The following is a 23,826-nucleotide window of genomic DNA, read 5'->3' as shown; positions in this document are numbered from 1 at the left end:
GATTTTTCCTAAAAATTCAGTTCTTGCAACATCCAAAGTCCAGCAAAAGATTCCGTATTGGGATCAGACTGCACCGCTAAAAAGTGAACATTTTTTGCCTGTCGTTTGGCTTCTTCAAACTGTTCAGCCTCTGCTTGAGTACCCGCATCCGTTAAATTCGCTAAAATCCAACTATCATTTTCTCCAGTTTCCAACAACAAACTGGGACGATCACCTTTATTAACTCGTAAAAAAGCTAATTCTAAACCTGACATCCAAGCTGCTAACGGCGTCGCCCGTGAAGAAAACACAATTAAACCCGGAATTTGAGTTTCTCCACTTAAACCCAGCATCGGCAAACCAAACGCTTCACCAAATCCAATATTCCATTCAGACATCTCTTCAAAAGCACTCGCTTCTAAACTTACAAATGCCCATTGATCTCCCTGCAAAGCATCCGGTAAACGCTGGGGTGGAGAGGATGCAAACTGCACAGAAGGATTTGCGGTTTCCTGATAGTTTGGTAAAGTGGGATAGACGTTTTCTATGCGTTCATCCAACCATTGAAACAACGCATAAGTTCGACGACTCGCCGTAACTGGAATTGCCAATTCTTTACAGGCTTTGAGGATCATATTTGCCATCGGACGTCGAAAAAAACGAATCCGTTGCGGCGTTTCATCCGCTTCTTTTATTGCAGCTTGAATTGCTCCCTGCAACCAAATTGAATTCACATCCGTACTCGGGCAAAATTGAGTATAGCGAAATAATGATTCAGCGCGATCGCCGATTTCTAAGGGAGTCTGGCAAATTAAAACTTCCCAAACCTTTTTACCTTCTTCATCGCGCAGTGGACGACTATAAAAGTCCAGTTCCCAAATCGTTCCCATTTTGGCTTTGCTTGCTTGCGATCAGACTACCTGAGTCATTATATCGGTCTTCGTTACCCTGGGTTTCCCAAGAATGGGTTTTTGTATGGGCAGATCGCTGCGATCGGGCATCAAACAGCACCTCGGCACCCCCACCCCAGATAATATTAAGAAAATCAAACACAAGATTCGATTGGTGATCCGGTCGGATAAAATTAGCCCGTGAGAAGTTATTTCTCAATCTTGAAAATTAGATTAAAAAATCAAACTTGACTCATGAAGGATTTATATTCGATTAATCCGGACTACTTAAAACATCTTCTCATTCGTACACCCCTTGAGAAGCCTTTGAAGAATATAAAAACGGTGTTGAGTCGCAGAAAACGCAGTAAACATCCAGAACTCCATGAGATTCATATCGAATCCCAAAGAGTTGAAAAGTTTATGGAGCGTATATTAAATAAATCATCCAACTGTATCGATATCGGATGCCATCTCGGTTCAATGCTGAGTGAAATTATGCGGCTTTCGCCCCAGGGAAAACACATGGCTTTTGAGCCAGTTCCCTATAAAGCCCGTTGGCTCAAACAGAAATTTCCTGAAATTGAAATCAAAGAAATAGGATTAAGCGATACACCGGGCGAAGCTACTTTTTATATAAATACCTCTCGCTCGGGTTTTAGCGGACTTCGCCAGCACAACTCTAAAAAGGACGAAAACATTGAGAAAATAACGATTCGCTGCGAAACCCTCGATAAGGTTTTAAGTCCAGAGCATCGAGTAGATTTTCTCAAAATTGACGTGGAAGGAGGGGAGTTAGCAGTGCTTCGGGGTGCTGTTAATACATTAGTTCGTCATCGTCCCATTTTGCTTTTCGAGTGTACTCGTTCGGGACTCTCTTCTTTTGGCTTTACTGCCGATCAAATTTTCGATTTCCTAACCGGAGAAAATTCTTATTCTATCTTCTTGATTAAAGATTTTCTTGCCGACAACAAACCCTTGAACTTTGAACAATTTAATAGGGCTTTACAGTATCCATTTCAAGCTTTCAACTTTATTGCCCAAGCAAGTTAAAGAATGGGTTTTAATGTCAGGAACTCCACCGTTAAACGGGCGCGTTCGGGGGAGTTTCTGGGGAATTTACAACGGTTGGGGGATGGGTGCGGGGACGGGTTGGGGTATCGGTGCGGGGACGGGTTGAGGTGCGGGTGCGGGAACCGGTTGGGGTGGTGGTGCGGGAACGGGTTGGGGCATGGATGCGTTAATGGGCAGAGGTTTGGGTGTTTGGATATTTTGAATTGTTGGAATGAAAGTTGGAATGAAACTAATCATTCTGCTTTAAATATAAATCAGGTTGTCAACAAAATTAGATTCTTTATTTTAGGGATTAATAGTTACTTTTATCTTGAAGATGACTCGAAAAAACCTGTTCTAATAACCAACTGGGATAAGCATTAGAATTAACAATATCAAAGGCTGTTTCAGGATAACTTTTAATCATTTTACTCACAACTTCTTGAAAATGAGTTCTTCCTAATGTCTGAGTTTCTTCCATCTCAAACCCTAAACTCCACCAAGATTGATATTGATCAAATGTAAGTTGAGTCAGTTCACATTCAACATCTTGATAATAACGTTGTCTTCGCTTTTTTCCAATTTTGACAATCGGTTGGTCGCCTGTTCCTAATAGTTGAATTAAATTTTCAGAAATAGAGTCTTGATAACTCCATTTTAACCACCGTTCAACACGACCTTGCCAATTACTATCTTGAAAAGAATCGATTTCCAGTTGAGTTTGACGCCATTTTAATTCTAATTTTCCTTCACGTAACTTTAAATTAAGGCATTCACACCCTGGCGTATAAAAATATTGATCTTCACGCTCCTCTACACCTCTGGAAAGTTCACCCGGACAAGCCGTTGTAAACCATTTTTCGATCACTTGTGGAATTTTACCCGATTCAAACCAACGAACCTCCAGCGTTAGAAGCGTTTGCATTCTCTTTCTCTCTCAAACAATTCAATTGATTAGTATACAAAAACAGTACCATCTTCTTGAATCCGAATTGTTTTTTCACTTCCCGTTAAATTACCTTCTTCTTGCAATTTAAACTGAACTTCTCCATTCTCTGCCATCATATCTTGAATGTCAATCAACCCTGCATCTTCTCGTAAAACGGTAATGGTTACGGGTAAAGGTAGATTCAACAACTCTGTTTCATTTCCTTCGTAGAGTAATCGGTCATCCGTATGTCCGATGACTTGATAAGTAACCCCAGCATTGGTATCATTATTTAGACTCACATCAACAGTGCGCCCATTGATATCAATATTACCCATTGTTCTCATTTGACGAGTAGGCATAGGCGGTTGAATCACACCGACTTGACCCGGACGGTTATATTGTCGATTATATTGTCGAGTGTTAGTATTCATCTCCCTCTGGCTAGTATTGGTTTCTGTCTCTAATTCTTCCTTGACCCCAACTTCCCGAGTATAATCGTTGTCAGGACATCCAGGCGGAACCCTAACCATGCTATTCAAAGGTTCTTGATAAAAGTCATCAAAGCAATACTCTAAATCTGTAGTAGGTTGAGCTGAAGCCACTTTGGGAACAAAAGGTAATCCTAATAGTAAACTTCCACAGATTGCACCGAGTAGCTTGGTCTTTTTAAGATTTTGTAATTGTTCGTGGATCATAAATCCTCCTGATCTTGTACTTTTCATTCACCGTGAATTCACAATTTTTTTGATGAAATCACTTTAAACGCTATACTTATATAATAGAAATATTCAGTGAGTGATATCATCTCCTTTAAGAGAGAGTTTGTTCATCTGAATCTGATTTGTCTAATACGCAAGTCATAGTTCTCTCGGAGCAAACAACTGTCTCTTGGTAGATTTTAAGAGTTGATATAAAATTGAGGTGGAGTTGATATGAGTAAAAATGACAGTGGCGGACGCAAAATTATTACCGATAATCGTAAAGCCCGCTATCTCTATGAATTGTTAGAGACTTACCAAGCTGGAATAGAGCTTCAAGGAACAGAAGTTAAATCAATTCGAGCAGGGCGAGTCAATATGCAGGATGGTTATGCGTTAGTTCGCAATAGAGAAGCATGGCTGATTAATGTTCATATTTCACCCTACGAAACCAGTGCTTATTTTAATCACGAACCTCGCCGCACTCGCAAGTTATTGCTGCATCGAAAAGAAATTAACAAGCTAATCGGTTTAGTCGAACAAAAAGGATTAACGTTAGTTCCGACTAAAATGTACTTTAAAAACGGATTAGTTAAAGTCGAGATTGCGGTAGGACGTGGTAAAAAACTGCACGACAAACGAGACACGATGAAAAAGCGGGATGACCAACGCCAAATGGAACGAGCCATGAAACAATATTAAAACAGTTGGATGGGTTATCAGATCACTAACCCATCACAGACTCATAAATTTCAGATTATCTTAATCATTTGCTTCTCCCGTTTTGTGATAAAAAATAAGATTAGCTATAAATCTGCACGTCTTCGGAGAAGTACAAACAATGAACCCAGAAAACGCTACAAATACAATGCGAGTTGAACGGGATAGTATGGGAGAAATCGAAGTTTCTGCAACTCGTTACTGGGGAGCGCAAACACAGCGATCGCTTCGTTATTTTTCGATAGGAAATGATTATATTTCGCCCGAAGTTATTCAGGCGTTTTGTATTCTCAAAAAAGCGGCAGCGTTAACCAATCAAGAGTTAGGTAAACTTCCTGAAGACAAAGCAAAATTGATCGTACAAGCAGCGGGCGAAATTATCGCCGGAAAGTTAGATGGGAATTTTCCACTCCGGGTTTGGATGACAGGAAGCGGAACTCAATGCAACATGAATGTTAACGAAGTGATTGCCAATCGTGCGATTGAAATTGCCGGGGGAACAATGGGAAGTAAAACCCCAATTCATCCCAATGATCATGTCAATATGTCACAATCTTCTAACGATACTTTTCCCACCGCAATGCACATCGCCGCCGCCATTGCTATTCATCAACGACTGATTCCCAAAGTCCAAAAAATGCGAGATGCACTGCAAGCAAAATCATCAGAATTTGCCGAAATTGTCAAAATTGGTCGGACTCATTTACAAGATGCTGTTCCGCTCACGTTAGGACAAGAATTTTCTGGTTATGTGGCACAACTAGATGCCAATTTAAAGCGAATTGAGAGTATTTTACCCGATTTATACGAATTAGCAATTGGGGGAACCGCCGTCGGAACAGGATTAAATGCCGGGAAAGGATTTGCCGAAAAAGTAGCTCTATCTATTAGTGAAATCACCCAATTACCCTTTGTTTCTGCACCCAATAAATTTGCAGCAATGGCAGCCCATGATGCAATTGTGATGGCGAGTGGAGCGTTAAAAACCTTAGCCTGTTCAATGATGAAAATTGCCAATGATATTCGTTTTTTGGGGAGTGGCCCCCGTTGTGGTTTGGGAGAATTAATCTTACCCGAAAATGAACCCGGTTCCTCAATTATGCCGGGAAAAGTTAACCCGACTCAATGCGAAGCGATGACAATGGTAGCCGCTCAAGTGATCGGATATGATACAGCGATTGGAATTGCCGGATCTCAAGGACATTTTGAATTAAATGTCTTTAAACCCATGATGATATTTAATCTCATTCAATCTATTAATATTATAGCAGATAGTTGTAATAATTTCACCGATTTTTTGCTGGTTGATTTGCAAGCGAATATCGGAAAAATTAATCAATATGTCGAACAGTCGTTGATGTTAGTCACCGCACTCAGTCCCAAAATTGGCTATGATAAAGCTGCTGAAGTTGCTCATGTTGCCCATGAAAAAAATCTAACTTTAAAACAAGCTTGTTTAGAACTCGGTTATATTACAGCCGAAGAATTCGATCAAATTGTTGTTCCTCGTCAGATGGCTTATCCCGATGTTTAGTCTTTTCTAATCCAAGTCAGAATCCGAGAGAATAGATGTTTTAACCCGAGTAAAATTTTTTCGATATTGAGTATGAATATAGCCGCTACAACTAAAGCGGCTCCTTGAATCAGTTGTTTTTGAGTTTCCGAGAGTCGAACCTGAGCAAACCAAGTTTGAAAGATAAAATCTAATTTTCCCCCGACAATCGCAATCGCACCCCCGACAAACCATAAAGTTAACAAACCAATGAATAGAAAGATAATTTCAGAAATTGCTTCTTCCCTTCTTCCGGTAAAAATCTTCACTAACCACGGAATTGTCAGTAGAAACACCACAGCCCAAAACAAAAGAATTACTGAAGTAGACATAAGAGCATTATCAAAGTGTTAATTTTTAAGGATCTAATTTGCTTACCTAGTCTGTGACTCAAAATTTTGAGAAGACTTCATACAATTATTGATGCCATTCATTTTAGTGAGATTTCACTCCTGGCAATGAAGCCGAGAACAACTATAATAAAGTTGGAGCAATAATTTGAACAATTGGGGAAAAGTTGATGACAACAAAACCTAAAAAAGCAGAGTTCATTAACCTCGATGACACCAGAGTGGTAACTGACTATGGCATCAACTGATTTAATCTTTGATGAGGGTATACCCACCAAAAGCAATCGTCACTGCCTAGCGATGAACCTGTGAATTGATTCGTTGCATCAGCATGGGGCGATCGCAGGGACTTTTTTACAGGAGGTAATCTGTTCATCTATTAAAGCAGTGAACAAACTCGAAATCAGGATTTTTGAGAGCCTTATTTTTTCCTTGTACTCAATGTTGATAGCACGAAAAGATGCAACGAGCCGAACGACTCGCCACACAATTACAAGAATTAAGGAAAAATCCAGATAATATTTAATCCATTTATTGTTCTCTAGGATTATGTTTTTGCAAAGACAGATTTTGAGGTTTCGCTTTTTGTTTGACGGGATAAGATTTGAACTTTTCTAATGCTACGGTTGCAGCTTGCACAACAGTATAGCTAGAATCCCGTAACGCACGTTGTAAAAAGGGAATAACCTTTTCTGACTTAATTGCACCTAACGCTTTGACTGCATCTTGACGCACTTGAGGATTCGGATCTTGACTCAGTTTTGCTAACGTTGGAATCGCTTGTTGAATCTCAGTTCTTAAACCATTTGTAGAGGCAATTTTACCCAATGCGATCGCTAACTGTTCACGAACTTGATCATTTTGGTGTTGAGCATAATTTAAGAGTTGCGGCACCGTTGAAAGTAAACCCGAATCTCCCCAATGATTAATCGTTTCAATGATATAAGTATTAACCGCTTCATTAGTAGATGAAGACGAGGTTTGTACATTTGCAGACATCACCGCATCAGGCTCATTCTCAACTCTAATATTTTCCTCATTAGGGTTTTCCTCAACTGTTTCCTGTTCAACCTTTTCATCTGCGATCGTCATCTGTAGCATTGGTTCTTCGATCACCAATTCCGGTTGGGTTTCCACCGGAGGAACAGCCATTGATGACTGCGACTCTGGCGTGGTTTCGGGAGTTTCCTGCATCGAACGAACCAATTGATCCGTTCCGGTGCGAATACTGACTCGATACTCTTGTTCTAAACCCGCGATCGCATTTTGAACTTGACTTTCTTGAGTCGCTTCTAAATCCTGTCGTAACTGTTGAATTTCTGTTTGATGTTGTTGTTCAATAAATCCCATGCGACTTTGAATATCCGCTTGAGTGGTTTCGCTATCTTCATTCAGTTTTTTGAGTTGAGTTCCATACAAATTAATCGCTTCACCCATCCCTTGAACTTGAACCTTACTCACTTCTAATTTTTGGCTAACTTGTCCGAGTTTCGCTTCATAAGCCTTCAGAGATTGGTTGATTTGTTGAACTTCCTGTTCACTATCAACCAACTGTTGATTCACTTGTCCCAGTTGCGTTTCATACTGGGTGAGAGATTGATTCATCTCATCGAGTTCCACATCTCGGACTTGAATTTGTTCATTGAGTTGACGCTGTTCTGTCGTTAATCGATCTCGCCAAGATTCATTCGCCTCATTGAGTTTTTGCTGATAGTAGCGTTCAGTTTCTTCGCTTTGTTGTCTGAGTTCAGTTTCATACTCCAGTCGTAGAGATTCTACCGTTTCTTTAATCCGATTTTGATGTTCTTTCTCAAGCTGTTCAACTTGTTGGCGAATTTGGGTTTCATAGGCTCGTTTTTGCCTTTTTAACCGTTTATCCCACCACCAGAAACCAACCCCTAAGCCCGCAAAAGCCGCAGCGATTAACATAATAGCTAGGTTGAGAATTTCCATATCTGCCTCCCTGTTGACAATAAGTCATTATAATAATAATCTGGCGTTACTTTTGCATCAATTTATTCACTTAAACAGGTGAAGGCATAAACAGCAGTTCCATTGAAACCCCTGACTCTTGGGCAATTGGCTGGGTCTTTTCCTTTTCTTCTATCCGGGGATTGACAAGGTAGAAAAACTGTAATAAAATTTGGGCTTAGATACCATTCTCTGGGGTTGGGTCAACTCAAGCAGGATGAAGCTGTCTGAACAGGCAGAATAATCAGGAGACCCCAAACAATGAAAGATTCAAATCAGGGTGCGTCCCTACAGGCTTCACAGCAGCAAGCTTCCCTCAATCTTGCGCTTTTAGTTAGTTTGCTCGAAAAAGCGATCGCCGTCAAATCCCAGAGTTCAGAACTTCCTGACAATCCTCAACAACGGCCTCTATTTTACTACGATCAACACCGAAAACGATTGAGAATCTGCACCTCGGGAGTATTGTTGCGGCTATTTTCCCTCAAAGAATTTAAGTCACAAGACAGTAATTTTGTCAAGGATTTCGATCCGCCAGGATATGGCTTTGAGAGTCGCATTGGGGGTCAACTGAGCGAAGGAAATGAACAACAACTTCCCAACGGGGTTGATCGACTGCGAGAGAGCATTTTAGAAGCTTTAAAAAACGCACTTCCCCCTGATGTGAAGTTAGAAGATTTCCTCATTGATAATGTCAAAGAAGAGTTGGAAAACCTGGCGAAACGGGTTAGTGGTTATTTTCCCTCGGGAATCAGTCAGGCGAATTTAATTCCCCTAGCTTTTGACGATCGCAACCAATCTAAAAGCGATCGCGGTGTTGAAGTTGCGAAAATTATTTCCGCAGTAGAACGGATTGATAGTAGTAATTATTTTAAGCGAATGTGCGATGCGATCGCCGATGAACTCGAAACCAATCGAGATGCAGATGAAGATGAAATCGACGAAGCGATCGCTAGTTTAGAAGCCGAACATAACCGAGTTGAAAGTCAAATTAGACGCTTTCTTGAATTTTTAGAGGATGAGGCTTTATCGAGGGTTCGTTTAAATATTACCTTTAGAATTATGGAGGCGATCGCGAACAAAGCCAAAGACAGTAAAGACCAGAATAAACAACTTTTAGCAGAATATATTCAACGAATCAAGCACTTTGTTGAAATTGTCAAAAACCAAGGATTAACACTCGATCTCACCGCCAAATATGGAGCCATGGCGGAAATTAATTTTCTCGATTATATTCATAATACTAGATTCTTCTCTTGTCTGGCTGTTTGGCCGGAATGGGAAACCCAAATTTTTGAAAATAGACAAGCTAACTCCGAGTCAACCGATAATAATATTACTCGCGAAATTAGTTATCGTTTTCGGATCAATGGAAACAATCCAGAGCGAGGAAAATCAGCCTTTAAAGCCCGCTTAGAGAGAATCCAAGAAGATTTATCAGAAGCGGAGAATCTCTCTCACTATCGGCTCAGAAATTGCTTTTCGGAACTATTTTTTCTATCCGTTGTTGTTCCGAGTAATGACCGAAAATTAACTCAAAAAGAAATTGAAAGAGGACTGGAAAAACTAGTTGATAAAATCAAAGAAACTCAGAGACAAGAAATGGAGGGTTTTATTCAAGAACTGAGCAATCGTGATGACTCAATGAATAAAATAGCAGCAGCTTTAATTAGCATTCTCAAAAGCCAAGGGGAACAAATTATCTCCCAAGTTGACCGAGAAACAGCCACACAATTTATTGGTCTGAAAAAAGGAATTGTTAACTGGGACAGACTCGAAATTGCCGAAACCGGAACCCCTGATTTATTAGTGACATCAAACTCAGACACACAGGACAAAATTGCTTGGCTACAACAAATCGAAATCGATGAAAATCCGTCATTAATTCCCAATCTCCTGTTTTCAATTAAAGTAGAAACTGAATTATTAGAACGAAATTTGGTCATCAAAGACAAGGGACAATCTGTAAAGATTAAACGGTGTTTACCCGAAAAATTATTACAGGTGATTTTTGTTCCCTATGAATGGAAAGCCGAGGAAACAGAAAAAAAAGAGCAGAGTAAACCGGAAACAGCGAAGCAAAATCAACCCAAAAAATACAAACCTTGTCCAATTGCTATTAAAGCCCGTGACTGGGCTTTACCCAAAGCCATTCAAATTGAATACGAAACCCGAACATTACAGAGAAGCAATAAAAAGAAACAACAACAGGATGAAGCAAAGCAACGACATTCAGCAGCAGTAACCGCCTTTGCAGTTCTGATTTATACTTGTTTGTGGTGTATCGTCAAACAACTCAAAAACACCGAAAACTTATCCTTTACAACCTCAATTTTACGACTACAAGAAAGCCAAGAAAATGATGATCAAAGCGGCGAACAATATATCTATGCTGCGGCTCAAGCCCTGGAGTCCTTGTTAGCCCAAGATAATCCCACCCGAATGCAGGGGCTAGTCTTACAAAACCTGAAAAAGAAAAATGCAACCCATGTAAAAAAAGGAGTATTCACCGCCTTATTCAGTGCATTTCCCATTGCCATTTCTACTCCTGAAAAACCCTCCGTCTCCAAACTGGGTTTAATTTCCTATAAAAGCCGCCCCTGCGATGAAAGCCCAAAAAATCCCCAGAAAAATGATATAATTTTAAGTCAAAGCTACATCGCTACCGCTATCGAAAACCCCCTCGTTGGCTACGAACTCAAAGCCGAACGAATGCAATCTGATATTGTTTCTAGCGAAGAAGAACTCCGCGAACAACGACTCATTAAAGAAGAAGTCGCCTATCTAGAAAAACAAGGTTGTCAACATATTATTTTATTAGCTCATAGTTATCGGAGTCGTCGAATTAACAGAACAGCAGATTATAATACCCCTTTAGCGGATAAAAACTTTCTGCAAAAACTCTACCAAGATTTCCCCGATTTAACCATATATACCCTGCTGCGAGATGTCTTTCCCGGAACCAGAATGCGACAACGCCAGAAGAACAACGAAGCCGCTTTTGAAATTTTACGAGCCAGCGATCACACCTATTTTTCTGAGCAGATTAATGAAATGGGGTTACGCGATATTATTCCGGTTTATACCTTTGCAACCCTCCACGCCATTGACGAATCAAAAAGACCACAATCGGGATTTTGTGTTTATTTTATGCTCTCCGATTCTCGCATTAGTAATATTAATTGGACGGAAAAATCGCGTCAACATTTAATCGATCCCGAACAAAATTCTAGCGTTCATCCTTGCTTATTAACTGTACTGCGAGGACTCCATTTTATTGAAGCCGAACGGGGTATACAGAATCAACAATTTATTCCCGTTCTTGACCCCTTTGGTTGGATTTCTCCGAATACCACTGAAGCCGCAGGAGAAGCAAAAATTTTACACTCACGGCGTCAAGGAAAAGTCTTATTAAGTTATCCAGCGATACTGACTCGCATGGCTCAGGTACTTCGTCGGAGGACAACGCGATGAACAGTAATTTAGAACAAGCTTCAATTTGGGGACAAGTTTTTGAAATCGCCGTTCAACGGGGTGTCCTCGCTCATTTACTGCATAGTAAATTCTTAAACGAAGAACATCCCCAACTCGAACCTTGGCGAAATGTTAAAATTAGTCAACTCAGCAAACACCTAATTCAAGCTTTAAAAGAGACAAAAACTTTACCTGTTCACGATATTTATATTGAAGAATGGATTCAAGAATATTTACGCCATTTATTGGTTTTAGGGTACGGTTTAGGCTGGAGTAGCTTACGAGAATGTCTGAATCATTATAAACCCTCTCGCCGGATGAAATTAGAGGCGTTATGGTGTCCTTTGACGTTACCCGGAAAAACGGATAATAGAGATTTGGAACCCAAGAAAACGGCTGAAGAATTTCATCAAGCTTTTAACATTTCGGATTTTATTGATCAGTCTTTAGTCAAGCAAGGACAGCCAGGACGAGCGGACTTTTTACTCTGGCTATCTCCCACAGAAGAACAACTCAAAAAACGTCAATCCTCACAGGATTTTCTTCTCTGTTTTGAGTTTTCTTTTAATGCTCCTTTAGAATTAGAAGACTTTCGTTTAGAAACGGCTCATTGTCAAGAAATTAACCGTTATACTCGTTATCTAGATGCGAGAGGAAGTTTTTCGCGGATTTGTGCAGAAGTTCAAGGCGATCAACTGCAAGTTAGTTCTAAATTAGAAAAACATCTTTTTGTGTTTAGTGGGAAAGATAAACCCCTTTATAAATTATCTCAAGCGTCTTCCTATACGCATAAATTAGTTGATTTGCTGCAAAGGAAAAAGCGGTTACAAAACTCTTGTATGACTCGAGCAATGGCGATTACATCAAACGGGGTTGAAAGTTTATCGGCTAATTTTAATTCTGAGAATAATCCCCAAGTTCAGTTAATGAAATCTTTGGGTGAAGCTTATGAACATCTAATCAAACAGAAAAGTCCAGAAAATTTTAACGCTGAAATTAAAGTCGTTTTTAATAGACTTTTAAAGTCTCTCCCTCCTTCTTTAAAGAAGCAAGCGAAAAGTTATTTTAAGCAAACGCCCAGCTTTGAAAAAGATTTAAGCATGGATTTTAGTGAGCAGGTAGAAGACTTCTTTCAACCCATGCAAACCTTTGAAAAACAGCAGATTGTAGACGCCATTGAAGAAACAGAAAAGCTGAAAACTTACTTTCAAACCTCTCCCCGTTCCGCGATTAAACCCTATCTAACTCAACCTAGTTTAACGCTTAGAGATGCTCATAAATCGGTGATCAAAGCAGGTTTAGCTTCGGCAATATCTGGGCAATTAAATGTGATCGCTTTGGAAGGAAATCCGGGGATTGGGAAAACCGCTTCGGTTGTCTCTTTTTTGAAAGAACAAAGCGAAGGATTTTTATTTTTATATGCGAGTCCTCGTGTTGTGATCAACCAAAATGTTACCCAAGATTTAGCCGAAGAACAGGGTAAAAAGACGGGAATATTAACAGTCACAACTAACTCTTTACTGATTCGTTCCGCTAAAACCTACTATGAGCAGAAAATAGCCTCTCAAGAAGAAAACACGAGAAATATTGATAGTCTTGTTGTTGTAAATGGGGTTGAGCATTTCAAAGATCCTGCTATTAATACCCTTTGTATTAATCCCGAAGAAGAACAAGAAATTAATAATGATATTGCTACCAGTCAACGCTATAAAGAATCTCTAAATGAACGGGATGAGCGAGTTAATACAAAAATAAGTCCTGGAGTTTTAAGAACTTTGGCGACTGCAACTCGTCATTTATTGAAAGAAAACCCCCAAGTTCAACAAGTTGTTTTAACGGTAGCGACACAAGGTTATCGAAATTTAAGCAAGGGGACGACAATTGAAGCGTTAAGCAACTTATTTCGCAATCCTGTTGATACTAGACCCGGAATTAATGAACGTCTAGAATTTGCCAAACGGGTTCCGACAATTATTGTGATGGTCGATGAAGTAGCGGGGGATGGAGCCGGAGCATTATTTGTTAATGAAATCGCCAGATGGTTACAACAACAGTTTATTGGAATCCCTGAAAATTCACCGTTTCGGGTAATTTTAATTATTGCAGATGCGTCTTTAAGTAATGAAATTGTTCTGAAGAATTTTATGGAAGCGGGTAAGCGTGTTCCCGATAAAGTTTTGATTAGTCCGAGCCGGGGTGATGAAGCGTTTCGGGTAACGGGAACTGAATTAAAAATAGGCGGAAAAAAACACTCAGCTTTACATATTATGAGCAATAGTTATCCGGCGACAGAATTAACAATTGATTATAGTATTCGTCTGTCGATAATTACCCCAGAATTAAACCGTGATGGAAAACAACAAAGTATTAAAACAGCTATTCGTCAACAGAGTGATACTGTTCTTTTAAATAATGCTTGGCAAGAAATTAAAAAAGGGTTAGAAAATAACGCGCAACAAATTATATTTTTTGCTCAAGATAAAGCATTTTTACGCCAACTCAAGGGAATGTTAACCGAGGGAAATAAACGGTTATTTTCAAAAGATGAAGTTCAAGTTTTAGACCAAAGTGTTTTACCCCGTGAACGCCTGCGGTTAGTCACCGAACCCCAGCGGGATAATGTCAAGGTCTTTTTAATGACTTCTTCCGGGTCGAGGGGGGTTTCTTTTCCAAAAGCTGATTGGATTATTGCCTCTTTTCCCCGTTTTAGTGTAGAAACTTCATTAATGGAAATTGCCCAGTTAATTTATCGCGGACGCGGACAATATACCCATCCAGAAACGGGTGAAAAATGTTCGGGTGAAAATATTTCTCGGCGGGTTGTGTTACTGATTAATGACTTTTTTATTCCCAGTGAAACCGTCGATAAACAACGTCAATGGTTGCGTCAATCCAGCGATTTATTAACGTTATTATTAATGCTGCGTTCGACGATTTTGACTCGAATTAAAGGAGATGCAGGACTGCAAAAACAACGGTTGGCTTTTGTTCCGGTTGGTAGTATTGGGGATGATGAGTTAATTCAGTTAATTTCTGATGAGATTAAACAGTTTTTGCAAGAGGCTAATGTTTTTGTGTGTGATCAAAGTTATCCTTCGGAGTTAAAAGGACTTGTGAGGAAAGGTCAACAATTGGTAGAAGAATTGTTTAAAGATTTTAAATTAACAGGACGAACGACTCAAGTTGATCGGGTTTCTTTCGCCAATTATCCGACGCTTGAAGCATTAGTTAAAACAATTTCTCGTCCCTCAAGTTCCCTGTTACCAAAAGTCAATGATACAACCAAGATTCCCGATTATCTCACTTGTTTGGGGGCGTTTTGGTGGGAAGATTGGGGCGATCGCCAAAATCAACAAAAATACAGTTTCTCTGAGTCTCAAGCTTCAATTCGTCAAGCTAGAAAGCGATTGATGGGTATACTCAATCAAATAGGAGAAGGAGAGTCTCAAAAAATCCCGCGAAAACTGCGTGACCCCGCTCGCGATCTCTATAAAATTTTACTGCGTGAAAATAACGCCGAATGGCGAGAATATTCTATACTAGAAGAGATTCAATCCAACGATGTGATGATTGCCTTACCCCTAGATTATCCCCAATTTTGGCGAGAAGATTCTGCTAATGATGGGTTTAAAAGAAAACAGGAATTAGAAGATTCGGAAACCTGGCGAAATGCCTTGGGACGGACATTAACCCCTCAAGGGTCAGTCATGCCTGTGATTGCTAAATACCGGGATTTTCCTTGGGCTGCGGTGGCTGGCCGTCCGTCAATTTCTTCGTTAGAATCAGCGTTTAATAACTGCTATTTTATGGCATCTTCCGAGTTGAATTTACTCAACACCATTTTATTAGAAGACCTAGAAGAAAGCTAATTGATTATATCATTAATGCCAAACTCATCACCCTCATCAACTCAACGTGTTCGCCTGATCATCTCGGGACGAGTCCAAGGGGTCGGCTTTCGGTTTTCGACTCGTGAAGCGGCGATACAACGCAACGTTAACGGTTGGGTGAGGAATTTGTCAGATGGTCGCGTCGAAGCGGTATTGGAAGGCTCACAACCTGATGTAAAATCAATGATCGAATGGTGTCATCAAGGCCCACCTGCGGCTGTTGTTCAACAGGTGTCTGTTCATCAGGAGTCTCCCAAAGGTTTACAGGATTTTGAGATTTCGCGTTAGGAAAGAGGGAACAGGGAACGGGGAACGGGGAACAGTTATGAATTATGAATCTTCTCTGTTGCCTTTTGCATGAGTGCCTTTTGCATGAGTGCCTTTTGCCTATTCCCTATTTCCTATTTCTTAAAGATGTGAACGCACAAATTCTTCTAAGCGTTTCATTCCCGTCTCAATCGTTCCTAAATCAGTCGCATAAGATAAGCGAATATGATCATCATTTCCAAAAGCAATTCCCGGAACACCTGCAATCTGTTTATCTTCTAATAAGGCATTACAAAAATCAACTGAAGTGATGCCTAACTTGCCAATATTCACATACATATAAAATGCACCATCGGGTTTAATACAGCTAATTCCTGAAATATTACTGAGCATTTCATACATAACTTCTCGCCGTTTTGCAAAAGCTAATCGCATTTCTTCAACGCATTCTTGGGAATTTTCTAAAGCAGCTATAGCCCCATATTGAGCAAATGTACACACATTGGAAGTGCTATGACCTTGAATGCGAGTTAAGCTTTTAATGACTTGGGTATCGCCCGCTAAATATCCTAATCTCCACCCCGTCATTGCGTAAGCTTTGGCAAAACCACTACTAATAAAAGTGTATTTATAACTCTCAGGATGAGCGGCAGCAATACTCAGATGTTTAGCATCATCGTAGATTATTTTACAATAAATCTCATCGGCTACCACATAAATTCCTGCTTCGACAATAACTTTTGCTAAGGCTCGAATTTCATCGGGAGAATACACCATTCCCGTCGGATTAGAAGGAGAATTCAGGATAAATAGTTTCGTTTTTGAGGTAATTGACTGACGCAAAAGTTCGGGGGTAATTTTGTATCCGGTATCTCCATAAGTCGGAACAATGACAGGATTTCCTTCTGCGAGTTTCACCATTTCAGGATAGCTCACCCAATACGGCGCCGGAATAATCACCTCATCTCCGGCTTCTATCGTCGCCATCATCAGGTTGTACAGCGACTGTTTACCGCCATTGGTGACAATGATGTTCTCGGCTTGATAGGATAGGCTTGTCTGTTGGCTGAGGGATTTTGCGATTAACTGTCTTAGCTTCTGTTCCCCGGCTGCTGGCCCATAACGGGTTTTGCCCTCGTCTAACGCCTCCTTAGCCGCAGCGACAATGTGTTTAGGTGTGTCGAAGTCAGGTTCTCCCACACTAAAATTGAGGACATCTATTCCCTCAGCCTTCATCGCTTTAGCTTTGGCTGAGATTGCTAACGTCAGGGACGGTGTAACCTGCTCGACTCGTGCTGCCAGCTTCATCCTTTGTGAACCTTGATTTGAGCTTTTAAAGTTTAAATTTTAAGCGGGGTTTGGCTTAGTTGCAACCTAATTATCAAATATTGTTGACATTTTTTTACTATAAAATAACTTTTTTGTCAAGTTTTTTGGGTCTAAATTTTATCGAAATCGACCTTGACTGTGGAAAACCATAAGTTTTTAGAACCTTTAAAAAAATCAGAGAATCCGATCAAATTTGTTTCCCGTCCCTAGATTTTCTTTTGATCAGAATAAAAAATAGCTCATTTTCTCTTTCTTTTTTTCCAATAAATCAACCTCAAATCATTTAAACCTGGGTTTTTCGATCTTGACAAAAATAGGATCAAATCCTCAAAACGGTATAGAGTTCAGACCCCATCAATCTCAAAGAGATCTCCGGTGATCATCCAGGCTAAAATCACCAGCAGCGACCCGACCGTTCACCGACTCAGATGGCAACAACAAATTAAAACATAAACTGCAATATTTCATCTATAATAGAGCAACAAACATAGGTGTTTTGTTTGTTTTTTTACTGTAGCTTCAGAGTTACTAAATGTTGCACTCTTATTTTGATACCGAGACCGACAGCCAAAAATCCTTTGAGCTACCTGGCGCTCGTCCACACTACAACCCTGACCGCCCTGGACAAGTTGAACACATTTTTCTTGACCTGGTGTTAGATATTCCCAACAAATCCTTTCACGGGGATTGTACCATTACCTTAAAACCCGTGCAAAGTGGAATTGAAACACTGAGGCTCGATGCGGTTGACTTAGAAATTGAGGCGGTGAAACTTGATCAAGTTGATCAATCCTTCGACTATGATGGTGAACAACTTGAGATTTATCTCAATCAGCCGACAGAAGCGGACAAACCCATTAAGATTGCCATCACCTACGGTGTTGATGAACCTCAGCGGGGACTCTATTTTATCAGTCCAAACGCCCATTATCCCCATAAACCGACTCAAGTTTGGACGCAAGGCGAAGACGAAGACTCCCGTTTTTGGTTTCCTTGCTTCGACTATCCCGGACAACTCGCTACATCAGAAATTCGGGTGCAAGTAACTCCGCCTTTTATCGCTATTTCTAACGGCGAACTTCTCAGCCGTGAAACTCAGGGTGAAAAGATCATCTATCATTGGTTACAAAAACAAGTTCATCCCACCTATTTAATGACATTAGCGGTGGGTGATTTTGCGGAAATTCAAGATCACTGGAATAATATTCCTGTGATTTATTACGTTGAAAAAAACCGGGAAGCAGATGCTCGTCGTAGCATGGGAAAAACCCCTCAAATGATTGAGTTTTTCTCTCAAGCTTTTGGCTACACCTATCCCTATCCGAAATATGCTCAAGTTTGTGTCGATGATTTCATCTTTGGCGGGATGGAAAACACCTCAACAACTTTGTTAACAGATCGCTGTTTACTCGATGAAAAAGCAGCAATTGATAACCGCAATACGGAAAGTTTAGTCGCTCACGAACTCGCTCATCAATGGTTTGGTGATTTAGTGGTCATTGAACATTGGTCTCATGCTTGGATCAAGGAAGGAATGGCGACTTATTCAGAAGTCTTGTGGACAGAACAGGAATATGGAAAAGAGGAAGCCGCTTATTATCGACTGAATGAAACCCGGAATTACTTATCAGAAGATCGTTCTCGGTATCGTCGCCCCATTGTCACTCATATTTATCGAGAAGCCATTGAACTTTATGATCGTCATCTGTACGAAAAAGGGGCTTGTGTTTATCACATGATTCGCACTGAACTCGGCGATGAATTGTTTACCAAAGCGATTCATACCTTTGTTCAGAATAATGCTCACAAAACGGTAGAAACCGTTGATATACTGCGAGCTATTCTCCAATCGACTGGACGGAATTTACTGTTTTTATTTGATCAATATGTATATCGGGGTGGTCATCCAGATTATAAAGTATCTTATAGTTGGGATGGCGAAAATAAACTGGCTAAAATTACCGTTAAGCAAAAGCAAGCTAAAAACAGTGAAAAAGTCAGTGAACGCAATTTATTTGACTTAAAAATTCCGATAGCATTCGGCTATTTATCTAAATCTCCAGATCAACCTGCACCGCAGTTTCAGATCTTTACAGTTCGTATCCATGAAGCCGAACAAAGCTTCTATTTTCCCCTAACTGAAAAACCAAAATTCATTAGTTTTGATGCGGGAAATAATACTCTAAAAACGGTGAGTTTAGAATATCCTGTTGCTGAACTCAAAGCCCAATTACAATTTGATCCTGATCCGATTTCTCGTATTTTTGCGGCGGAATCATTAGCGAGAAAAGGGGGATTAGAAGTTGTAAAAGCCCTCTCCAAAGCCATCAAAGACGAACCTTTTTGGGGGGTACGGGTTGAAGTCGCCAAACAACTCAATAAAATTAAACTGGATCAATCCTTTGCGGGGTTAATTGTTGGCTTAGAAGATTCTGAACCGAGAGTGCGTCGGGCGGTTGTTAACGCCTTAGCTAAAATCAAAATACCCGCCAGCTATCAAGCGGTAAAATCCATCGTTGACAACGGAGATGCGAGTTACTACGTTGAAGCTTCAGCCATTGCCGCTATTGGTGAAATGGTAGCTGGAAATCCTGATGAAACACTCACCGAAGAAGGGGGAATCAAACTGTTAGAATCGGTATTGCAAGAACGAGAAGGGTGGAATGAGGTATTACGTTCAGCAGCGATTTCCGGTTTAAGTCGGATGAAAACCTCAGAACCTGCTCTGAATTTAATCTTAAAATATACTGATCCTACGGTTCATCAAGCCTTACGTTTGGCTGCTATTCGAGCTTTAGGGACGATTTCATCCGGTCAAAACAACATTAACCTTGAACGCATTTTACAGCGATTGGAAGAACTCTCAAAAGAAGATTTTTTCCTGACTCAAGTTGCGGTTGTTGTCGCCTTACAACAGATGGAAACGCCAAAAGCGATTGCAGTTTTAAATGATTTAGCCGATCAAACCCTTGATGGACGAGTTCGCCGGAAAGCAGAAGAAGCGGTTCAAAAGGTGCAGAAAAATGTCGGTTCTGATCAAGCACTCAAACAACTGCGTCAAGAACTCGATAAGGTTAAAAAAGACAATCAAGAATTAAAGAGTCGCTTAGAAAGTCTAGAAGCCAAAACTCAGGCGAATTCTAAAGCGAAATCTAATGGCAAAAGTTAGTTAGCATCAGCAAAGAAGGGGCGAGTTTAGCAATCTTGTTTCTGAGTACGCCCCAAAAACTAATTTATAAGATGGGTTAGCGCAATTTTTAACCCATCTTTTACAGGTTAGAGTTTACAGTTTTGCCTCTTTGCCAGATGAGCTGTTAAATGCTTTGCCATTCTAAAATAACAGCAGGAGGAACTTTAATGGTTCGCTCTTTTTCTAATGGTAATTCCAATTCAATTAAACGTTTACTTGACAGTTGAGATAAAATTGGTTTTAAATCATATTGACCCACGTTTGGAGCCGGAGATTTTTCGGTAAACACATCACTCGCCTGTAAAATCTTGTCAGCATCCTTAATTTTCAAAGGTTTGACATGAGCAAATTCAACCTCACCCGGAAACCCTACTAAACGTAAGTTAATCTCACGCAATTCACCAGATTTTACTCGTTTAAACAGGATAACTTGCCAGGAGTTTCCCGTATTATCCCGTAAAGTATGGCGAGATTGATAAAGAACCTGTTCAGGTGTTTCTTGTTGTTGTCTGATTACAGCTTCAGCAGATTGAGAGTCACTCAAGTTAAGCGTTAATAACAAAATCAAGATTAAAAAGCCCGAGAAAATTAGCTGTTGTTTTCTGACCATGGGAACTGACCTGCAAATGGTGTCATTATTTTACTATATGGTAATATGAAAATATAATAACTTGTAATCTGGCTTGAAAAAACAACGTGGAGAACTTCAGATGATGACCAGTAGCACAACAAAAATTCATCAAGGCGAAGCGGTAGAAGCCGCTATCGTTAAGCAGTGGCTCGATCAACAAGCGGTAACGTTAGTAGACGTGCGTGAACCTGTCGAATACGCAGGCGAACATATTGCGGGGTCAATTTTAGTCCCGTTATCCAAATTCGATCCCAGTCAAATTCCCAATGACAGTAAAAAGGTCGTGGTTTATTGTCTGAGTGGACGTCGTTCGACTCAAGCCGCTCAACAGTTAGCCGCCAGTGGCTTTGAAGTTGAAAATCTTGCCACTTTAGAAGGGGGACTCAATGCTTGGAAAGCTGAGGGTTATCAAACAAAAGTTAACAAAAAAGCACCCCTGAGTCTTATGCGTCAGGTGCAAATTGTTGCAGGTTCGTTGGTGTTGACGGGAACCTTATTAGGTGCATTTGTTTCTCCTGGGTTTTTAGTGTTGAGTGGTTTTGTCGGTGCGGGGTTAATGTTTGCGGGAATTACGAATACTTGTGGTTTAGCGTTGTTATTAGCAAAATTACCTTACAACCAACAGATCAAATCCTAATTTCATCAACTCGGGCGATCGCGCGCGGCTAGCTAGAATGTAGGGTTTTGAGTTGCTGAATTTCTTTAGCTTGCTGTTGGATACGATCACTTAAGCGATCGCAAACCAGTTCGCACAGTTCAAAAATGAGGGGATCATTAATTTCATAGTAAACGCTGACTCCAACGGGTTGACGCGACAAAATCCCCGCTTGAGTCAGAATTTTCAGATGTTTTGAAAGGTTAGCTTGTCCTAAACCCGTGGCTTCGGAAATCTCGGTAACATTCATCGCTCTAGATCTCAAACAGTTTAAGATTTGCAGGCGACTCACTTCAGAAAGCAGTTTAAAGTATTCAGCGACGGGTATCAGAGCGGAGGAAGAAGCAGTATTCTGCACTGGGGAAAACTGTATTTTGAAATTTGACTATCTTAATACTATGTTACACCTTTTCGGTTTCGCAAAAAAATAGCCATACCTGATTTCAGTACAGCTATCCCAACCCAGTCTATATGTCAAAAGTAAATCTCTTTTAATGAGTATTTATCAGTGAAATGTTATTTAACTCTCAGATTCTTCTGAATCATCGTCTGAGTCTGCTTCTAAGTTATCGGGATCAACATAGTAGCAAACCGCATCATCTAAACAAATCAGCGCCCAGCCTGAATCATCAATACTCTTGAGCTGGTAAGCGGCTTGCTGTACAAAAAAACCTTTATGGTTACGGGTTTCTGCTTTAACGTGGACTTGATTATCGATAGTCATAGCTTTCACAACTCCTTGCTTTATCTAAAATTACTGTCAACCGTGAATCAAGATTGTTAATATCTGAAGTTTCCAAATCTTATCATTGGTTGACTGAATTTTGGGTGAATTTATGTTATTAATTGTTACAAAACCTAAACAACTCGACATTATCCTTAAACCATCAATCATCTTTCAACCCTAGTTCAGTCAAGCTTTGAACTCTGATCTATTGATATCAATTTCGCCCTAAAATTCATTGTACTCCTCAACGCGAAAAAAGGTAAATATACTTACTTGCAATCTTTAAACTTCTAGTAACCATTTTTGAACGCGAACCAGGCTTTTCCACTCCGGTTTTCGAGTCAAACCGTCATCAAAATTTTTCTTCACTTCATCGAGCCATTCTGAGTCCGCCATAATCATTTGTTGTACAATTTCGATATGAGGACGAACGCCTTTTTTCTCGAGATCAAGCATCGCCACCGCTAAGTTAATCCGAGCTTGAGGATCGTGGGGATTGAGTTTAACGGCTGACTTCGCCGCTTTATAGGCGGATGAGGGTTTATTGGTGAGTAAATATAACCAAGCTAAACTGGTCAAAGCATTACTATTTTTGGGAGCGCGATCACAAACTTCCTGAAATATAGGAATAATAGTTTGAGGATCTTCCCCAGCTTGATAACGGTCAAAACCTTCTTTAAAGAGTTCTTCAGGAGTTTTCATAAGATCAAACATATAGCGCTACGCGCTAGGGAATAGGGAACAGGGAACGCCGGATCAGCAGACTATGAAAGGGTTTCAGAATTTAGAAATGTCCTAACCAATTTGCGTAGTGCTATACAACAATCTTGCACACAATAATCATTAATCATTTCAGCCCAGTTAGACAACAATAGGCAAAAGGCAAGCATCAGGCTGATGTGATCTTGCCAATTACCTATCGTCACTCAAACTGTGCAGTTCTTAGAAGTTGCAAACAAAAGTTTACAATTGGGAAGGTTTGGGGAATTTTCCAACCGTTCTAAGTTGTAAAGGATTTTCCACAGCCACAAGTTTGAGCAGCATTAGGATTAGTAAATTGGAATCCTCCACCAATTAAAGCCTCGCTATAGTCAAGCACTAAACCATAGATGTAGAGAATGCTCTTGCGATCGCAAACCACTTTGAACCCTTGATAATCAAAGATATCATCATCATCTCGAATAGTGCTAACATCACAGAAGTCCATCACATAAGACATTCCAGAACATCCTCCCTGACGGACACCGACGCGCAAGCAAAGATCTTTATCTTGCTTTTCACGGAGCATGAGAACTTGTTTGACCGCAGTATCGGTCATCTGAATTCCTTGAGTTTGAGACTGAGCGGTTTGTGTCATGGATTGTCCCGACTCCTTAATTTACAGTGGTCATTCTTCTCTATATGCTTGTATTTTACCAATTCTTGAAGAAGCCGAGCATAATGAAGTCAAAAGTCGTGAGGTCGTGAGGTTGGGAAGTGGGGAGGTCGGGAGGTCGGCAGGGCCGTTTCGTTGCCCGAAAAC

General features: G+C 40.3%; 21 protein-coding genes. 8 read left to right on the top strand and 13 right to left on the bottom strand.

Annotated elements, in window-relative coordinates; genetic code table 11:
- Positions 1-8 precede the first annotated feature (8 nt).
- Together L8106_RS20820 and L8106_RS32465 are read right to left on the bottom strand one after the other, a co-directional pair.
- The gene (locus tag L8106_RS20820; RefSeq protein ID WP_009786421.1) at positions 9-869 is read right to left on the bottom strand and encodes a Tab2/Atab2 family RNA-binding protein; all 861 of its coding nucleotides are present in this window, start codon (positions 867-869) and stop codon (positions 9-11) included.
- The gene (locus L8106_RS32465; RefSeq protein ID WP_156803773.1) at positions 838-1,032 is read right to left on the bottom strand and encodes a hypothetical protein; all 195 of its coding nucleotides are present in this window, start codon (positions 1,030-1,032) and stop codon (positions 838-840) included. Before L8106_RS32465 ends, L8106_RS20820 begins: the two co-directional genes overlap by 32 nt.
- 92 nt (positions 1,033-1,124) lie before the next feature.
- Here L8106_RS32465 and L8106_RS20815 point away from each other — a divergent pair, with 92 nt between their 5' ends.
- On the top strand, positions 1,125-1,922 hold the full coding sequence (locus L8106_RS20815; protein ID WP_039896846.1) for an FkbM family methyltransferase: 798 nt from the start codon (positions 1,125-1,127) through the stop codon (positions 1,920-1,922).
- Positions 1,923-1,988: 66 nt separating this feature from the next.
- Here L8106_RS20815 and L8106_RS20810 read toward each other — a convergent pair whose 3' ends face one another.
- From L8106_RS20810 to L8106_RS29875, 3 genes are read right to left on the bottom strand one after another with little or no spacing between them, the layout of a single operon-like run.
- Positions 1,989-2,180: a hypothetical protein gene (locus tag L8106_RS20810; RefSeq protein ID WP_009786419.1), complete on the bottom strand. Its 192-nt coding sequence runs from the start codon at positions 2,178-2,180 to the stop codon at positions 1,989-1,991.
- A 55-nt stretch (positions 2,181-2,235) separates the two neighbouring features.
- Complete coding sequence (locus L8106_RS20805; RefSeq protein ID WP_009786418.1) at positions 2,236-2,847, bottom strand: hypothetical protein; 612 nt, start codon at positions 2,845-2,847, stop codon at positions 2,236-2,238.
- A 29-nt stretch (positions 2,848-2,876) separates the two neighbouring features.
- Positions 2,877-3,575 carry a hypothetical protein gene (locus tag L8106_RS29875; RefSeq protein WP_156803772.1) on the bottom strand — a complete coding sequence of 233 codons (699 nt, stop codon included), beginning with the start codon at positions 3,573-3,575 and terminating at the stop codon, positions 2,877-2,879.
- A 210-nt stretch (positions 3,576-3,785) separates the two neighbouring features.
- Here L8106_RS29875 and smpB point away from each other — a divergent pair, with 210 nt between their 5' ends.
- On the top strand, positions 3,786-4,253 hold the full coding sequence (smpB, locus tag L8106_RS20795; protein ID WP_009786416.1) for an SsrA-binding protein SmpB: 468 nt from the start codon (positions 3,786-3,788) through the stop codon (positions 4,251-4,253).
- Between the two features lie 139 nt (positions 4,254-4,392).
- Entirely contained in the window at positions 4,393-5,805 is a 1,413-nt protein-coding gene (gene fumC, locus L8106_RS20790; RefSeq protein ID WP_009786415.1) for a class II fumarate hydratase, read from the top strand.
- On the opposite strand, the gene L8106_RS20785 is transcribed toward fumC, so the two are convergent.
- Together L8106_RS20785 and L8106_RS20780 are read right to left on the bottom strand one after the other, a co-directional pair.
- Positions 5,802-6,155, bottom strand: coding sequence for a hypothetical protein (locus L8106_RS20785; RefSeq protein ID WP_009786414.1), 354 nt, complete (start codon positions 6,153-6,155; stop codon positions 5,802-5,804). The two genes, fumC and L8106_RS20785, sit on opposite strands and share 4 nt — an antisense overlap.
- A 549-nt stretch (positions 6,156-6,704) precedes the next feature.
- Positions 6,705-8,126, bottom strand: coding sequence for a HEAT repeat domain-containing protein (locus L8106_RS20780; RefSeq protein ID WP_009786413.1), 1,422 nt, complete (start codon positions 8,124-8,126; stop codon positions 6,705-6,707).
- Between the two features lie 279 nt (positions 8,127-8,405).
- Between L8106_RS20780 and L8106_RS20775 the strand changes: the two genes are divergently transcribed.
- The 3 genes from L8106_RS20775 to L8106_RS20765 are packed head-to-tail and all read left to right on the top strand — an operon-like array spanning position 8,406 to position 15,793.
- Positions 8,406-11,615 (top strand): hypothetical protein, encoded by a 3,210-nt coding sequence (locus L8106_RS20775; protein ID WP_009786412.1) that lies wholly within the window; start codon positions 8,406-8,408, stop codon positions 11,613-11,615.
- The gene (locus L8106_RS20770) at positions 11,612-15,484 is read left to right on the top strand and encodes a helicase C-terminal domain-containing protein (RefSeq protein ID WP_009786411.1); all 3,873 of its coding nucleotides are present in this window, start codon (positions 11,612-11,614) and stop codon (positions 15,482-15,484) included. The genes L8106_RS20775 and L8106_RS20770 overlap by 4 nt, the downstream gene beginning before the upstream one ends.
- A 15-nt stretch (positions 15,485-15,499) precedes the next feature.
- A complete protein-coding gene (locus tag L8106_RS20765; protein ID WP_009786410.1) occupies positions 15,500-15,793 on the top strand; it encodes an acylphosphatase in 294 nt (97 codons plus the stop codon).
- Between the two features lie 120 nt (positions 15,794-15,913).
- Here L8106_RS20765 and L8106_RS20760 read toward each other — a convergent pair whose 3' ends face one another.
- The gene (locus L8106_RS20760; protein WP_009786409.1) at positions 15,914-17,080 is read right to left on the bottom strand and encodes a pyridoxal phosphate-dependent aminotransferase; all 1,167 of its coding nucleotides are present in this window, start codon (positions 17,078-17,080) and stop codon (positions 15,914-15,916) included.
- Positions 17,081-17,633: 553 nt separating this feature from the next.
- Between L8106_RS20760 and L8106_RS20755 the strand changes: the two genes are divergently transcribed.
- Complete coding sequence (locus L8106_RS20755) at positions 17,634-20,270, top strand: M1 family metallopeptidase (RefSeq protein ID WP_009786408.1); 2,637 nt, start codon at positions 17,634-17,636, stop codon at positions 20,268-20,270.
- Positions 20,271-20,415: 145 nt separating this feature from the next.
- Here the strand turns inward: L8106_RS20755 and L8106_RS20750 are convergent, their stop codons facing one another.
- Positions 20,416-20,901, bottom strand: a complete 486-nt coding sequence (locus L8106_RS20750) for a DUF3122 domain-containing protein (RefSeq protein WP_009786407.1) — start codon at positions 20,899-20,901, stop codon at positions 20,416-20,418.
- Between the two features lie 73 nt (positions 20,902-20,974).
- On the opposite strand from L8106_RS20750, the gene L8106_RS20745 reads away from it, so the two are divergent.
- Positions 20,975-21,559 (top strand): rhodanese-like domain-containing protein, encoded by a 585-nt coding sequence (locus tag L8106_RS20745; RefSeq protein ID WP_232228542.1) that lies wholly within the window; start codon positions 20,975-20,977, stop codon positions 21,557-21,559.
- A gap of 28 nt (positions 21,560-21,587) precedes the next feature.
- Here L8106_RS20745 and L8106_RS20740 read toward each other — a convergent pair whose 3' ends face one another.
- The 4 genes from L8106_RS20740 to L8106_RS20725 all read right to left on the bottom strand — a co-directional run bounded on the left by L8106_RS20740 (position 21,588) and on the right by L8106_RS20725 (position 23,661).
- A complete protein-coding gene (locus L8106_RS20740) occupies positions 21,588-21,935 on the bottom strand; it encodes a helix-turn-helix transcriptional regulator (protein ID WP_039896842.1) in 348 nt (115 codons plus the stop codon).
- Between the two features lie 162 nt (positions 21,936-22,097).
- A complete protein-coding gene (locus L8106_RS20735) occupies positions 22,098-22,301 on the bottom strand; it encodes a hypothetical protein (RefSeq protein WP_009786404.1) in 204 nt (67 codons plus the stop codon).
- 285 nt (positions 22,302-22,586) lie between these two features.
- A complete protein-coding gene (locus L8106_RS20730) occupies positions 22,587-23,006 on the bottom strand; it encodes a M48 family metallopeptidase (RefSeq protein ID WP_039896841.1) in 420 nt (139 codons plus the stop codon).
- A 298-nt stretch (positions 23,007-23,304) separates the two neighbouring features.
- Positions 23,305-23,661 carry an iron-sulfur cluster assembly accessory protein gene (locus L8106_RS20725; protein WP_009786402.1) on the bottom strand — a complete coding sequence of 119 codons (357 nt, stop codon included), beginning with the start codon at positions 23,659-23,661 and terminating at the stop codon, positions 23,305-23,307.
- Positions 23,662-23,826: the final 165 nt, after the last annotated feature.

The organism is Lyngbya sp. PCC 8106, from assembly GCF_000169095.1.
GTDB lineage: Bacteria > Cyanobacteriota > Cyanobacteriia > Cyanobacteriales > Microcoleaceae > Capilliphycus.
This window is presented reverse-complemented; position numbering and strand designations above follow the sequence as displayed.